Origin of the sequence: Chordicoccus furentiruminis (assembly GCF_019355395.1) — a bacterium.
Taxonomy (GTDB): Bacteria; Bacillota; Clostridia; order Lachnospirales; family Lachnospiraceae; genus Chordicoccus; species Chordicoccus furentiruminis.
The window spans coordinates 1982033-1996429 of sequence record NZ_CP048829.1 but is presented as its reverse complement, the minus strand read 5'-3'; the positions used below and the strand labels follow the sequence as shown (position 1 = coordinate 1996429).

The window sequence follows — 14397 nt, the reverse complement described above, 5'->3', positions numbered from 1 at the left end:
AATTCTCCATGCAGAATATCATCCGCTCAGATGCCTCCGAAAGTCCCTTCGGCATCCAGCAGCTCCGTCCGGCTTCCGATCCCGCGATTGGTCGTATCCGCTCCCACGCACTCTCAAAGATCGTATAAACTGAAAAAGCCCTTTACCGTATCCTCAATATCGTATTTTTCTTCCCGCAGACGCGGAACGCAGTCTTCACGGGGCACCGCCGCGAACGCTTTAATGATCTGAATCCACTGTCCGATGTCATTCGGACGAATCCCGATAAAAGCCGCATGCTCCGTCAGCGCAGCCTCCCGGGTAATCCGGTTCGAATAAACAACCGGCAGACCCGCCGCCTGTGCCTCAACGCCCACAACGGGCAGTCCCTCGAAACGCGACGGCAGCGCAAAGACGTCCATCGCCTGCATCAGTCTCTCTATATGGCCGCTCGTCCCGTAAAACTTCACGTCGTCCTTAAGCCCCAGCTCCTCCGCTTTGCGGCGGGTATCCTCCCAAAGTTCCTGCGCGCCGTCATGTGAGCCGACCAGCAGCAGCCGCGCCTCCGGTATTTTCTTTCTGAGAGCCGCGAAAACATCAATCAGGTACTCATGGTTTTTCTGAAAGGAAAAGCGGCCCACATGTCCGATAATCAGCGCGTGATCCCATCCCAGTCTTTTTCTTTCCTCCAAACGGACCGCCTCATTGTAGCGGAACTTCTCGAGATCAATCCCGTTGCTGATTCTGACAATCTGATCCTCTGGAATATTCGGATACATCCATTTTCCCGCCAGATCGGAACAGGCCGCAAACCGGGTTCCCAAAGTCTTCAGGCGCCCTCTGTACAGATAATGCAGCGCTTTCTTGACCGCCCGGAAGCGGCCGTCCACTCCGGCCGCGTGCGAATGAAAGATGATATTCGGAACGCCCGCCCGGGCCGCCGCTTTTCCGAACGCATACAGCCGGTATCCCGTATCGCCATGAATATGCACATAATCGTAAGGATGGCGTCTGAGAAGGTCATACAGATTCTGTTCCAGAGCCCTCATACCGACATGGTTCTTCCCCTTGATTCCGATGAAATGCACGCGGCATCCGCACCGTTCCAGTTCCTCCTCATGCCCCCGGTCAGAGAACGGCATGATGCAGGCGATGTCCATCCTGCATGCCGGTGGTTTCCGCAGAATCACGGATCGGACAAGAGAGTACACCCCGCCGAATCCCTGATCATCAACATTCACTTCCAGAATTCGTTTCATAGATCTCCTCTGGTTCAGCCAGTCTGATCTCCCGAATGCGCTTCCTGAATCAACCGCTTTCCCCTGTACCACGCTTCACCGTTCCCCGCAGCTTCCGTGAAGGTTCTCCCGGAAGATCCGACAGCAGCATCAGCAGGAACGGATTAAAGGCCGGCTCGAACAGCCTCGGCTCGGAAATACAGAAAACACAGATCATCAGAACCGTCAGCTGCATATACCGGTCCGACTGTACGGCAGCCCTGTACATCAGATAGGAGTACAGCATCACAACGACAAACAGCATGACCATCCCGCTCTGAATCAGCAGCTGCATATATGAGCAGTCCACATAATTATACTGAGATACAACAGTATGTCTCGTCCATCCGACCCACTTGACCGGCTGACCGAAAAGCGAAACCCCGTATTTTTCCAGCGCGGCATGCCCCAGCTGCAGTCGGTTGCTCATCTTCCCGTTCAGCCGGCTCAGAAACGGATTGTAGCGACTGTACAGAACATGGATCAGAACGGCGAACGTGCAGCAGACCGGCGGGATCGCGGCCGCGATCCATTTCCAGTGGATATTCACCCTTCTCCTGACGATTCGCCGCATTCCTTCAGCATCTTTCTTTTTCTGATGGCGGATCCGGAGCCCCATCAGATACGCCAGGATCAGAAGGATCGTCACAACGAGAAAGACGGACCTCGTATCTGTCAGGACATACAGGCGGTAATTGATCAGTTCCGCCAGCAGAATCTCCGCGATCGTCATGTTCTCTCTTCTGATGTTCAGGAAGCAGAGAAGAATAAAAAGATAGGTCGTCGGAGCGTACATCGTCCATGTGAATCCCAGAAAATGACGCGCTCTTGTCGAGATATCGAAAAGGAAATCCTCCAGAACGCCTGCCTGAGACAAAAAAACCACCGCAGTCAGAATAACCGCACGGATCCAGACGCTGACTTTCAGAATCCTCCGGCTGTCCATATGCCACGCCGCCGCCATCATCAGAAAATTGACGAAGGCGATGTTCGAATCCGACCGGGCCATATTCATTCCGGCGGCAACGAAGAGGAGAACGAGCGCGGTCAGCTCACCGGAAGTATATCTCTCATGAACGATTCTCACAAGGGCTGCCAGATAACAGCCGTACCGCGCCATTCGGATCAGTGTCAGAAAACCGGGCTCGTCTTCCAGCACAGTCGTCGGAAGCAGCAGCGAGACCGTATAGACCGTCAGAACGATCAGATAGAACAGGTCCCAACGGGCACGTTCGCCTGAGCGCTCGCCGTAAGCAGGAATCACAGCCGTTCGTTCCGGTCGTAACGTCTGTCCATCCATACTCCCTCCTTCTCCGCTCTCAGCCACTTTAATTGCATCAGTCATCCAGAATGATGCTTCCGATCGCTTCTTTGTCATAAGTCCGAAGCGTATCAAGAATCCGGTCCAGACGCTGATAGCGTGACGATCCGATCTTCACGCCAATCACAACCTTCCCCGCCTCCTTCAGGCTGTGCAGGGCCGCCGGTGAGGAAAGAATATCGCCAGCAGCCTCCACTTTCAGATCCGGACAGTTCGCTCCGATCGCCCCGGCCATCGCTTCCAGTTCTTCCCTGTCCGCGTCTCCGACAATCGCCACAGATCCGCTTCCGCCAGCCAGCTCCGACAGATTCTCTCTGGCGATCTGCCAGCATGTCTCCCTGCTCCCGCTGCTGCAGTACTCGTCCGCATCTCTCCTGGAAAACCGTTCCAGCCCTTTCCTCTCTCCCGCATCCGTTGACGGAACCACCGCAATCTTCGTGAATCCGTACTGACGATTCACCTCGGAAGCGCTGTATATCCTGCCCGAAGCCAGCAGAGTCAGCATTCCCAGAATGATATACAGCACGATACCGCCGGCCAGCCCGGCCAGAGCAAATTTAGCAACCGAACGGATCAGGCTGCTCCTGCTGACCGCAGCCTCCGTTCCGGCGGAAGAAGCATCCGGGGAGGACAGTCCAAGCGTGTTGGCCGCGGTCTTGAAGGAATTGCTCCCGTTGATCAGTCCGTTCAGCACATTCAGTCTGCTGTTCGCCCGCTCAATCAGGGAAAAATCCGCCACAGTGGAACCCATCTCATTCTGAACGGCCAGTGTATGCTCCCCATACTCTCTCTTTACATCCTCCGAATATTTTCTGATCTGGGAAATCACTTCATTGAGAAGCGCTTCCGCTCCGTCCTGATCCGGATAAATCACAGAGATAGTAGCCGTATTGATCGAGTCCCCGCTGCCGTCATCGACGGACACCAGCTCCTGCAGGTACTCTGGCTTCGTATGATAGGTTTCTGCCGCTTCCGTCCAATCGATTCCATAAAGAGCATAGCGCGTATAAGCATTCAGAATCTGCTCCGCTTCCCGCTCGGCCGGCGTGGTCAATAGAAGATTCGTATCGAAGGTGTCCCCGGACTGACCGCTATCCGCCGCCTGACTCTGCGCCTCCAGTGTCAGATCCTGTCCGCTGCTCCCTTTTTTCGCTTCCTTCTCCGTCATCTCCGTCGTCACCGTAAAATCCACAGAAGCCTTTCCCACCTGATTGGGATCCATGCGGCTGTAGATCGTATTATTGATGTATTCAGAGGTGCGCCCGATCATAGCGGAAAAATAAGCGGAGTTTTTCCCGTAATCCGCTTCGGTCTGCTGCGTCCGGCTCTCCGCATCTGCCGCTGACTCCGCCTGAGAGTCACGAACCACCGCAGCTTCTTTTCCGGAATGGCGCGGCCAGATCTTATAGGCCTTCCAGCCCGCGGCCAGAAGCATAAACACAACTCCGCATAAAAGAATTCTCTTCCATTTTCTGCATACCGTCTGAAGCAAAACACGGACGCTGATCGACCGATCTCTCATGGATACCCCCTGTCTCATTTCCACACTGCAGCATTGCGGAACCTCTCTGCCCGCCAATGTGCTTCATGACCAACGAACGCATCCCACATCAGAAATGGTCGAAAAGTCTTATTCTGTGCAGATTTGAATTACTAAAATAGCGCAATCCCGATGCATATACGTCATAATGCAGCTGCGACACAAACATCTGTAACGTATAGAGGATTACGCCATGGACACTATATCACAGACCGTGATTCTGATTCAAGATGCAGCGAACCGGATGAGAGCGTTTGGATGGCATGAAGGTCCGGATGTCCGGGGAGAAACAGGAACCATGTTTTCTTGTCATCGGACTGCAGTTGTAACAGCAGCCATCGTTTTCGTCCTCTTTCAGCAGCTTTGCCGCTGTAAACAGCATCATTTGTCCAAATGCCTTACATAATGGAAAGCTATGCTGCCTGTTTTTTCAGCAATGACTTCTTCTGTCTTGCCCAGTGCTTTTTTCCTGATAAATTCCAGCACAGCGCAAATAGCGAATACGATAAAATCAACGAGCAAAATATAGAGCATACTATAAATACCTTTGTAAGCAAGACGGTCAAAATGCAATCCCCTGATCCATAATAATGTTTCCATTTTTGGATTATCATGAATCAAGTAAATGCCAAAAGTTGTACTCGCAATGGCATTAATTTTCCTATTGTAGAATTGTGTTCCCGATCCAACAAGGATAAAGATACCAATTGCGATAAATAAATCAAATAAGGTTTCCTTTTCGAGTGCAGAGGCAATGACATCTGTCCGTGCATTAAGCCCTATAAAAATTGAGCTTCCAGTGTTAAACGCGATTCCGGAAGCAAGCAGGATGCATCCGTATTTTATAAAACTCTTTTTTTGCAATATATGATATTTCTTTATGATGGCCCCGATCGCATATGTAAAGCAGAATGATACAAGCCATGAATTCACATCAGCACCATACAGATAATCACAAGGAGCAATCGTTAATACTGTGAGCAATATGATCAGTACGTCCTGATTCCTGCTTGTATGTGAAAGTGCGATGTTAATCACTGGTGATAACAGATACAGAAAAACATATGTGGACATAAACCAATAGCGATTTGACAATATCGGAATCACGCTAAGCGCAATCTCATTCGCTGATAATTGATCAAGCAATATGCCGCCAGTCACAGTGATAACCGCAGACCAGAATAAAATCGGAAGCCAAAGTTTTACCAGCTTCTTTACAGAGATATTGGAATCGATCATAAAGTAACCGGTAATCAGCACAAAGAGGTATACCCCCGTTTTTCCTCCATATGCCAGGAATCGACACAGAATAAATGATACTGGCGGGATCGTATTGACTTCAGAGCCAGTAAGAACGCCGTGAGTCATTGAATGTCCGGTAACAATGCAGAGCATGGCAATGATTCTCAGCAATTCAAACCTGGAATCCCGCGTTCTTTTATTGGTTTGTCCGTCAATGCTTTGCTCTTTTCGCTTCTTTTCTGTTATCATTTCTTCAGTTTCGATGTGATCATTCCGGCAAAACTGTTAAACTTTTCCCTATATCCGACAAGCAGAACAGCCGCACATAAAACACCGGAAGCCAGTATAGAGAGAATGATCGTGAAAAGGTTTCCCAGTTTCATACCCGAAATAAAGCGGCAGCTGAAAAAAGTGACTGCTGCATTCAGAATTCCTATGATCAATGGCCGTGTGATTTGCAGATGAATCAGTTTTCTTGTGTAGAAGATTCCCATCATAGTCAGGATAGCCTCAGAAAGCAATGTCGTAAAAGCAGCTGCGTCCTTCCCATAATGAGGAATCAAAATGAAATTCAGAACAATATTTACCGTGGCAGAAACAATTGTCGCTAACAGTGCGCCCTTTTCCATCCGGAACGGAATCAAGACAACATTGATATAAAAACAAGCCAGCGTCGCAAATATCAGTGAAAAGCTGAGAATCTGTAAGGATGAGGCCGCTCCTTCGAAGCTGCTGCCTGAAAAGAGTAATATAATGTTCCTTGACAAAGACAGAAGGCCGATACAGGCCGGGCCTGCCATAATCAATAAGTCTCCCAGTATCTCAGACAGGTGTGCATTTAATTTTTCCCTGGTGCTCGTTGCAATTTCGTTTGAAATTCTGGGAACAGCAACGATCAGCAATGCATTCAAAACCTGTTTTACTAATGAGTATATTTTGGCGGAAGCACTGTAAAGTCCGACTTCGTTTTCATTCTTAAGAACACCCAGAATCGTAACATCCGAGTTGACATAAATCATGGACGCAATCGCAGTACCAAAAAGCAGAAGGATAGGTTTCAGATGCTTTCTGACATTCAGATGAATTGTAAAGTGAAGGTGTATGTTATAGGCTTTCCTGATGTAAAAGATGTTGGCCATATTCGCCAGCACAATGCTGCTAGTACCCGCGAGGGCGTACAATAAATAGTCGTTCTTGCTTCTCACAAGCGCGAGCATGAGTACAACGGCAATGCCCTGGCATACGATATACCGGATTGTAAGATAAAGAAAATCTTCGTAGATCGAATTGATCCAGTCAGTCCCTATTGTGGTGAACAAGACAGTCAGCCCCTGAATCATCAGAAGGGCTTTATATCCGTCGAGTTTTTTCCAGAACAGCATCAGGAAAAGCAAAACTGCGTATGCGACAATCGTGGATATGATATTGATACTGAAAACCTCATCGCACAGCTCATCCAGCCTCTTCCTGTCGTCTTTTACTCTTGCCCCTTCACGAATTGCATATTTCGAAACGCCCAGTCCGGCAATAAGCATTATGTAACTGATGATCGAAGATCCAAAATTGATTTTTCCATAATGAAACGTTCCCAGCACTCTGGAGGCATATGGGAATGTGATCATCGGAAAGATGATCATACATAGTTGTTTTATTACATTTAAAGCCGCATTGACTTTCAGTGATTTTCTTTTCATTTATGAATCATTCCTATGTCTGAAATCATGGATTTTCTTCTGAAGCGGCATCGGAAGCCTTTCCCTCAAGATTTCTTTGGGCCGCAGAATATGGACCTGAAGAACTTTGACAGATGCATCTTCACCCAGCTGTTCACACAAGCAGCAGGCTCGGTGCTGTCCGTCCATGATCACATTATTCGGACTTACAATAATGATATTTCTCGGATTGTATCCATTCCTGGCGATCGATTTTCTGAGCTTTTCAAAGCGTTCTACCGACATAACAGGAAGACCATTTTTTTGATGAAAATCACAGTATTTCTTATATCCCTCAACATCACCTTTCAGATACCGGTAAGGTTGTGTCTCCAGAAGAGGCGTGACCTTAAAGTCAAAACAATGTTTGAGTTTTTTAATAGGTACTTTTTTATATTTCCATGTTATCAGTTGGTTATCCAGCTGCCAGTAGAACCATTCCGGATCAAATTCAATGTCTTCAGTGAGCAGATTGGCAGAAGAATATCGCCTCAGCACCTTTGCAGCGGGCTCCAGAAATTTATGTCGCTTAATGCGAATATCATTGCCTTTAAATGCATAACCCTGATCGCTCACGGATGTACACATATACCGTTCAAGGAAATGCGCAAACGACATGCCTCTTGTATTTCCGTTAGCTCCCTGCCGGCTGTCAAAATCCGAGTCGCTGTATTTTATATTTTTAAGAACCTCTAAGGTTTCAGCCTTAGCCATAAAGCAGGTACCGGCAACAAATTCATAGTGATCCCTCATGATGACATTGTGCTTCCGGGCGATTCTCCTGACTAATTCTTCTTTATAAGAAGGATCATGAACGATCAGATTTCGAGCCGCAACCAATCCGATCTCAGGGTCATGAAGAAGCGTGTCAATATTCTGATGGACGTTTTCCGGTGACAGTATCCCTTCAAACAGGTCAAGAAACCAGTCCCTGCGCAGGAACAGCTGATTATAAATGAAAATCCATCTTCTTTTCGTGCTTTTAGACTGGAGTTTGACAACAACATCATATTTGTGCAAATCCACAGATTGTATCGCCATCATAAATGGCCTTACATCAAATCCTTTGTTCTCACATTCGATGATCCGGACATCTGGCTTGAAGTCTCTGATTTGAGCGATGACGGCATCCGGAATCATCCCGTTCGTAACGGTCACAATCAGCTCGTAATGATAGCAGGATAAATTATCTAAATATTCTTTTATCTCGATCCAGCTCATCGGATAAAACAGATGCAGAATGACAAGAATTTTTGCATCTTTGTTTTTTTCTATCATCGACCGATGCAATTGAACAGATTTCTGCCGTGCTCTGCTTCTGGATTTATGCTGTGATTTATAATTCTGTCGTACCGTTCTCATCTGACCTCTTGCCTGTTTCTGCGGCCCGTTTGTCATGATCTGCAAACGCCTTAATCCGATTCATTATACCATACTCATCCACCGGCCGAACAGGAGAGGATTCGTGCGCGGCAGGGGACGGCAGGGGAGCAGCGGATGCACGGCGGTTGTTGTCAAAAACACTTGACACCGGACAGGCAATATGGTGCTATCATCATGTTGAATTCCGTCGAATTCGAACCGGATACCACCGCACTATTTTACAGGTCCCGACCTCGATTCCTTTCGAATCCAAGAATGTTCAGATAGGTTCAGACGGCGGGTAGTTTTACCGGTATGAATGTTCAAAAAATACAGGTGCAGTCATGAATGAAATGGATAAACGCTATGAGCAGTTCGGAACGGAACTCTTTGGGCCGTTCCTGTACGGATTCGCGTGCTGGCTGAAAGACGCTCTCAGTGAAAGAAAAATCAGCAAAGTGTTCTTTCTGGCCAGGGACGGATACATGATGAAGAGTGCATTCGATATACTGGCATCCGGGGCTGACATGGAATCCCGTTATATCTATGCATCACGGAATTCCCTTCGCCTTTCGCTGCTTTGGCAATGCAGCGATTACGAAGACTCGCTGCGTTATCTCTCACGCGCCCGCTATATCCAGTTTCAGGACATCATGGAATACTATGGCTTCAGCTCCGAGGAATCCGATCGGATCGGCTGTGAGAGCGGTCTGTCCGCTGATCACGATTTTGAATTTTCAAAACTCCCGCAGGAATCGGTTCTCAAGGATATCTACACGCGCTGCCGCTCCGTTATCTGTGAGCGTTCCCGGAAAAATTTCGAGAATGTCACCGCCTATTTCCGTCAGTCGGGGATGACCGGCCGGTTTGCGCTCGTCGATATCGGTTGGCACGGAAGCATGCAGTACTATATCAGCGAAATCATGTCGCTGGCGGGAATGAAAGCCGAGATATCCGGCTTCTATGTAGGCACTCTGACAAGACCGGAATTTCAGATTGAAACCCGCGGTTTTTTATATGACAGCGCAGATCCCGGCCTTCGCAAAAGTGTACTCTGCTCGTTCGGCATCCTCGAAAAGCTGTTCCAGAGTCTGGAAGGTTCGGCGAAAGATTATATTGTGAAAAACGGACAGGTCGTTCCGGAGCTGAAACCCTACGAATATGCCGATGACCCGGCGATGCAGCGGCACATCAGGGCCTGGCAGAGCGGCGCGCTGGACTATGTCGTCCGGCACAGAGATACCTCCGGAAAATGCCGCCTGGAATATGTCCGTATGGCTATGCCTCTGATTCAGTTCGGGAAGAAACCGGATCTCAGAAGACTGGCGCTATTCCGTTCTTTCTACAACACAGACGGAACAAGAGTGTATTATCTGCCGCAGAAAGGCATCTTCCGGTATAAGCCCGGAGAATTTGCCCACGCGCTCAGCAACTCCCCGTGGAAGACCGGGTTCATGCGTGCCGCGTTCCGTCTCCCGCTTCCATACCATCTGATTTATGACTGGCTGAAAAAATAAGACAGGGCCAGCCGGATAAAGACAGGAGCCTCACCATGAAGGATCAGCGTGAGAAATACAATAAAAGCGCGAAGACATTCCGCCGGTATAAAAAGGCAGTCGACCGGAACAGCGTGATTTCTTTCGATATCTTTGACACACTGATTCACAGAACGGTCAGCCGTCCGGAGGATATTTTCACGCTGGCTGCAGAGACGATCTATCCGAGCCATGAGGAAGCGGATGCATTCCGGGAGCGCCGCATCGCCGCGGAGCACGAAGCCCGGATGGAAAAAGGCGAAGTCACCCTTCAGGACATCTATCATCATCTGGATGCCCGAAAATTCCCCGTCCGTCAGTTAATGCAGGCAGAAATCATGTGTGAGCTGGAGAACTGTTTCCCGGACCGTGTCATGACCCGTCTCTACGATTACGCCAGACAGTCAGGGAAAACCGTGCTGATCATTTCAGACATGTATCTGTCACCGGATGTAATCCGGAACATGCTGAACAAATGCGGGATTGACCTGCGGAACGCAGATCTCTATGTGTCCTGCGACGCAGGCGTCAGCAAGCGGTCCGGCCAGCTGTTCCGGTATGTGCTGGACAAACGGCACCTGAACCGGAAGGATTTTGTTCATTTCGGAGACAGTCTGAAATCGGATATACTGGGGGGAATCCGCGCCGGCATCCATGTCTGTCTCGTCAGCCGTCCAGGCCGTATCTCAGAAAAGCTCCCGTTCCGTCTGTCATGACGTTTCGCTTCCCCTGATCCTTTCCGCCGTCTTCACCATTCTCCCCGTCCGGTCGCAGCGCTCCGCGTTTTCGCAGACGACGACAGAGGGATGGTAGGCGTCCATCATCTCGGGCAGATACTGGATGTAGTCGCCCCAGATCATGACGGTCTTATGGAAGCTCTCCGCCAGATCATCGATCAGGAAGTTATCAAAGTAGCTGTCGCCGATGACGAGCAGTGTGTCCCCATTGCCGGCGCTGTCATTCCTGTAGATGGTCCGGCTGTTCTTCTGCCACTGGGAGAGATAGAGCGGCGCCTCATCGGTCCGGTAAGCTTTCGGATCCTTCAGTCTGAACGACTCCAGCAGATCCGGTCTGTGGATGCCGCCGAACAGCGTCATGCCCTGATCCGTAAGGGACAGATCGTAATCCGCCTCCGTAAGCACTCTGTACCGCCCGCTCCGCCTTCGGTTGATTTCGGTCATCAGCTGCTGATAGCCGATGAACGCGCCGCGCCGCGACCAGTGGGTGGCATCTCCCCAGAAGCTGTAGGTCGGATACTTCGCCTTCCCCCGGATCAGCGCTTCTTTCGGATCGATGACATCCACATCCGTCTGTTCCTTCAGCGTCCGGATCACCTGGTCCGTCTTCGACTCCTCGCCGTACTGCCTGACATGGGCCGGAAAGGAGGACGGATAAATCGTCTGCTTGTCCCAGCACTGAAAATAAAAGAACTGCGCGCCCCGGTCCTCGACATAGTCCTTCACGCACTGAAAGCTGTACGCGATCGTTCGCAGTTCCCCGTCCGTTTTCAGGTCGAACCGCTGGTAATCCTTTATGACCGCATCGGTCGCATAAGCGAGCGAGCCGTCCGTTCCCAGATAAAAATCATCATGATCGGACAGAAGCCCGAACAGATGGTACTGGAGTAGCGCGTTCTGTGTGACAAATGCATTCCGAAAGCCGATCCGGTCGTCAATCCAGCTTCCGACGTCTGAGGTGAACGTCCGGTTCAGCGATCCGTCCTCCTGCCTCAGCTTCGGCATTTCCGCCAGTTTCCGGTTTTCCGCCTTCGAGCGCTGCGCCGGTTTCAGATTGACAAACAGAAGCGGCAGGACCAGAAAGGCAAGAAAGGCCCCGCAGAAAACGGTTTTGACTCTTTTCTCGATCATCCTGATGCTCCTCAGAACTGAAAATAGATGAATGCGTGATAGCTTCCCGAGACGACCCGCAGAATCGACAGGTAAAAAAGCAGAAGAAGGAGGCCGTATTTCACGCAAAGCAGCGGCACCGTCCGCCCGAACCGGCGCCGGATCAGATCCGCCGCCTTCGCGGGCAGCGAAGTGGAACAGATCACCGCGATGCCCAGCACAAAAACGATCCACCGGTTCGCGTACCACAGGACACCGAAGCCGGGCGCTTTCCCCAGTCCGACGCCGAACATCGTTCCGATATAGGAGAGTGCATCCCTCGTACCCGGCGCCCGGAACAGCACCCATGCCAGATCAGTGACAAGCAGTGCGTAAAGATGGGAAGCCGCCGGCCCCAGAACATTCTTCACACGGAAGAATCGGCGCGGCCTCCGTACGTTCTCCCCGGAACGAAGGTCCATACCGCCCAGTCCAGGCGTCTTCAGAGCCGGATGCATTCCCCGTCTGCGAAGAAACCGCTCGAGCAGAACAAAAAGGCCGTTCCACATGCCCCAGATCACATAGTGCATCGACGCGCCGTGCCAGAGCCCCGTCAAAAGGAAAACAACCGCGAGATTCAGATAGACATGCCGCCGATTCCCTCCGAGCGGAATGTAGACGTAATCACGGAACCAGGAGCCCAGCGTGATATGCCATCTCCGCCAGAATTCGCTGATGCTTTTTGAGAGATAAGGCAGCCGGAAATTTTCGGGCAGATGAAAGCCGAACAGCCGCCCCAGACCGACCGCCATGTCGCAGTACCCGGAGAAGTCAAAATAGATCTGCATCATATACGCGAGGCTGCCGAACCAGGCGATCGCAACGGTATTCTGGCTGACCCCCGCGTTCCAGATCCGGTCAACCACCGCTCCCAGCGAGTCGGCCACGATGGCCTTCTTCGCCAGTCCGATGATGAACCTCTCGAGGCCGTATGCGAAGTCATCGACCGTCACGGTTCGCTTTTTCAGTTCTTCGCCGAGCTGACTGTACCTTGCGATCGGGCCCTCAAGCAGCTTTGGAAAGAAGGCGATATAGAGCGCGAGCCGCAGAAAGCTGCGTTCCGCCGCGCCTTTTCCCCGGCTGACATCCGTCAGATAGGAGATGCCGGAGAAGGTGTAGAACGAGATGCCGAGAGGCATCGCGATCTCCGGAGGGACAAGCGCCGTCCCCGTGATGCGGCTGATGAGTCCGGCCGTGAACGGTACATACTTGAAGTAAAACAGCATTCCCAGATACAGAACCACTCCGGCCAGCAGAATCCGTTTTCTGCCCCGTTCCGTCTTGGCCCGGCCGATCAGGCGCCCGCCCGTATAGCTGATGAGAATGGCCGCCGCCAGCACCCACAGAAGGCCCGGCTGCGCCCATCCGTAGAAAACAAGGCTCGCGATCAGCAGGAACAGATTCCGATGCCTTTCCCGGCAGAGATAATACAGCCCGAGAACCACCGGCAGAAAGACAAACAGAAACAATATGGAGCTGAAGCTCATCGCGGGACCTCCTGTCCGAAATGCTGCATCACAACCGCCGGGCTGCTGTCGGGATATCTGTTCCTGTGCAAAACGTTGCTTCCATGATACAGGACGCTTTTTCGCAGCCATCATGAAGATCCGGATGTCCGCATCGTCTGCTATTGTAGCATCTCCTGCATCTCCGCGGAATGCCTTTTCGAAATCTGAAAGTTCGCAAAAGTATCAGGAAAAACCCGCGCGGCGAACGGGATTCTCCTCTCCGCCGGAGGTTGCCGGATGCATTTTCCGGAAAAATCGTGTACAATACAAACCGACTGCGTAGGAGCGGGCAGACAGCACTCGGCTTACGTGGTCTGGATGCGGAAATAAACCCACGACAGTGCTGAGGAGGAACGTATGTATATTACCTGTCTTGATATGGAAGGCGTCGTCGTACCGGAGATCTGGATCGCGTTCGCGGAAGCCAGCGGCATCCCCGAGCTCAGAAGAACGACCCGGGACGAGCCGGATTACAACAAGCTGATGAACTGGAGACTCGGGATTCTGAAGGAGCACGGCCTCGGCCTCCGGGAGATTCAGGACGTCATCGCGACCATTGATCCGCTTCCGGGCGCGAAGGACTTTCTCGATGAACTTCGTTCCTTCTCCCAGCTGATCATCATCAGCGATACCTTCACCCAGTTCGCCTCGCCGCTGATCCGCAAGCTCGGGATGCCGACGCTGTTCTGCAACGAGCTGGAGGTGGCTCCGGGCGGGGAAATCACCGGCTTCCGGATGCGGATCAGGGACTCCAAGCTGAACACTGTCCGCGCGCTGCAGTCCATCGGCTTCGACACGATCGCCAGTGGCGACAGCTACAACGACCTCGGCATGATCCGTGCCAGCAAGGCCGGCTTCCTGTTCCGCAGCACGGAGCAGATCCGGAAGGACAACCCGGACATCCCGTCCTGCGAAACCTATGACGAGCTGATGAAACTGATCCGCGGCGCGATGGACTGAAGCGCCGGTCCGGCATCAGACGATATGACAAAACCGGGGCGGCCGCACGATTCAATCCCGTGCGGCCGCCCCGGT

11 protein-coding genes are annotated in these 14397 nt (G+C 51.2%); 3 read left to right on the top strand and 8 right to left on the bottom strand.

Annotated elements, in window-relative coordinates; genetic code table 11:
* Nucleotides 1–113: 113 nt before the first annotated feature.
* From G4C92_RS09155 to G4C92_RS09130, 6 genes are all read right to left on the bottom strand, one after another.
* Entirely contained in the window at nt 114–1238 is a 1125-nt protein-coding gene (locus tag G4C92_RS09155) for a glycosyltransferase (protein ID WP_274939560.1), read from the bottom strand.
* A 49-nt stretch (nt 1239–1287) separates the two neighbouring features.
* Nucleotides 1288–2556, bottom strand: coding sequence for a hypothetical protein (locus G4C92_RS09150; RefSeq protein ID WP_274939559.1), 1269 nt, complete (start codon nt 2554–2556; stop codon nt 1288–1290).
* Between the two features lie 37 nt (nt 2557–2593).
* Entirely contained in the window at nt 2594–4012 is a 1419-nt protein-coding gene (locus tag G4C92_RS09145; RefSeq protein WP_274939558.1) for a Rossmann-fold NAD(P)-binding domain-containing protein, read from the bottom strand.
* Nucleotides 4013–4498: 486 nt separating this feature from the next.
* A complete protein-coding gene (locus G4C92_RS09140; protein WP_274939557.1) occupies nt 4499–5608 on the bottom strand; it encodes an acyltransferase in 1110 nt (369 codons plus the stop codon).
* Nucleotides 5605–7053 (bottom strand): flippase, encoded by a 1449-nt coding sequence (locus tag G4C92_RS09135; RefSeq protein ID WP_274939556.1) that lies wholly within the window; start codon nt 7051–7053, stop codon nt 5605–5607. The genes G4C92_RS09140 and G4C92_RS09135 overlap by 4 nt, the downstream gene beginning before the upstream one ends.
* The gene (locus G4C92_RS09130; RefSeq protein ID WP_274939555.1) at nt 7054–8349 is read right to left on the bottom strand and encodes a rhamnan synthesis F family protein; all 1296 of its coding nucleotides are present in this window, start codon (nt 8347–8349) and stop codon (nt 7054–7056) included. It abuts the gene before it with no gap.
* 428 nt (nt 8350–8777) lie between these two features.
* On the opposite strand from G4C92_RS09130, the gene G4C92_RS09125 reads away from it, so the two are divergent.
* On the top strand, nt 8778–9950 hold the full coding sequence (locus tag G4C92_RS09125) for a hypothetical protein (protein ID WP_274939554.1): 1173 nt from the start codon (nt 8778–8780) through the stop codon (nt 9948–9950).
* A gap of 35 nt (nt 9951–9985) precedes the next feature.
* Nucleotides 9986–10684, top strand: coding sequence for an HAD family hydrolase (locus G4C92_RS09120; protein WP_274939553.1), 699 nt, complete (start codon nt 9986–9988; stop codon nt 10682–10684).
* On the opposite strand, the gene G4C92_RS09115 is transcribed toward G4C92_RS09120, so the two are convergent.
* Nucleotides 10679–11836, bottom strand: coding sequence for an alginate O-acetyltransferase AlgX-related protein (locus G4C92_RS09115; RefSeq protein WP_274939552.1), 1158 nt, complete (start codon nt 11834–11836; stop codon nt 10679–10681). The genes G4C92_RS09120 and G4C92_RS09115 overlap by 6 nt on opposite strands.
* An 11-nt stretch (nt 11837–11847) precedes the next feature.
* The gene (locus G4C92_RS09110) at nt 11848–13341 is read right to left on the bottom strand and encodes an MBOAT family O-acyltransferase (RefSeq protein WP_274939551.1); all 1494 of its coding nucleotides are present in this window, start codon (nt 13339–13341) and stop codon (nt 11848–11850) included.
* A gap of 378 nt (nt 13342–13719) precedes the next feature.
* On the opposite strand from G4C92_RS09110, the gene thrH reads away from it, so the two are divergent.
* Entirely contained in the window at nt 13720–14322 is a 603-nt protein-coding gene (gene thrH / locus G4C92_RS09105; RefSeq protein ID WP_274939550.1) for a bifunctional phosphoserine phosphatase/homoserine phosphotransferase ThrH, read from the top strand.
* Nucleotides 14323–14397: the final 75 nt, after the last annotated feature.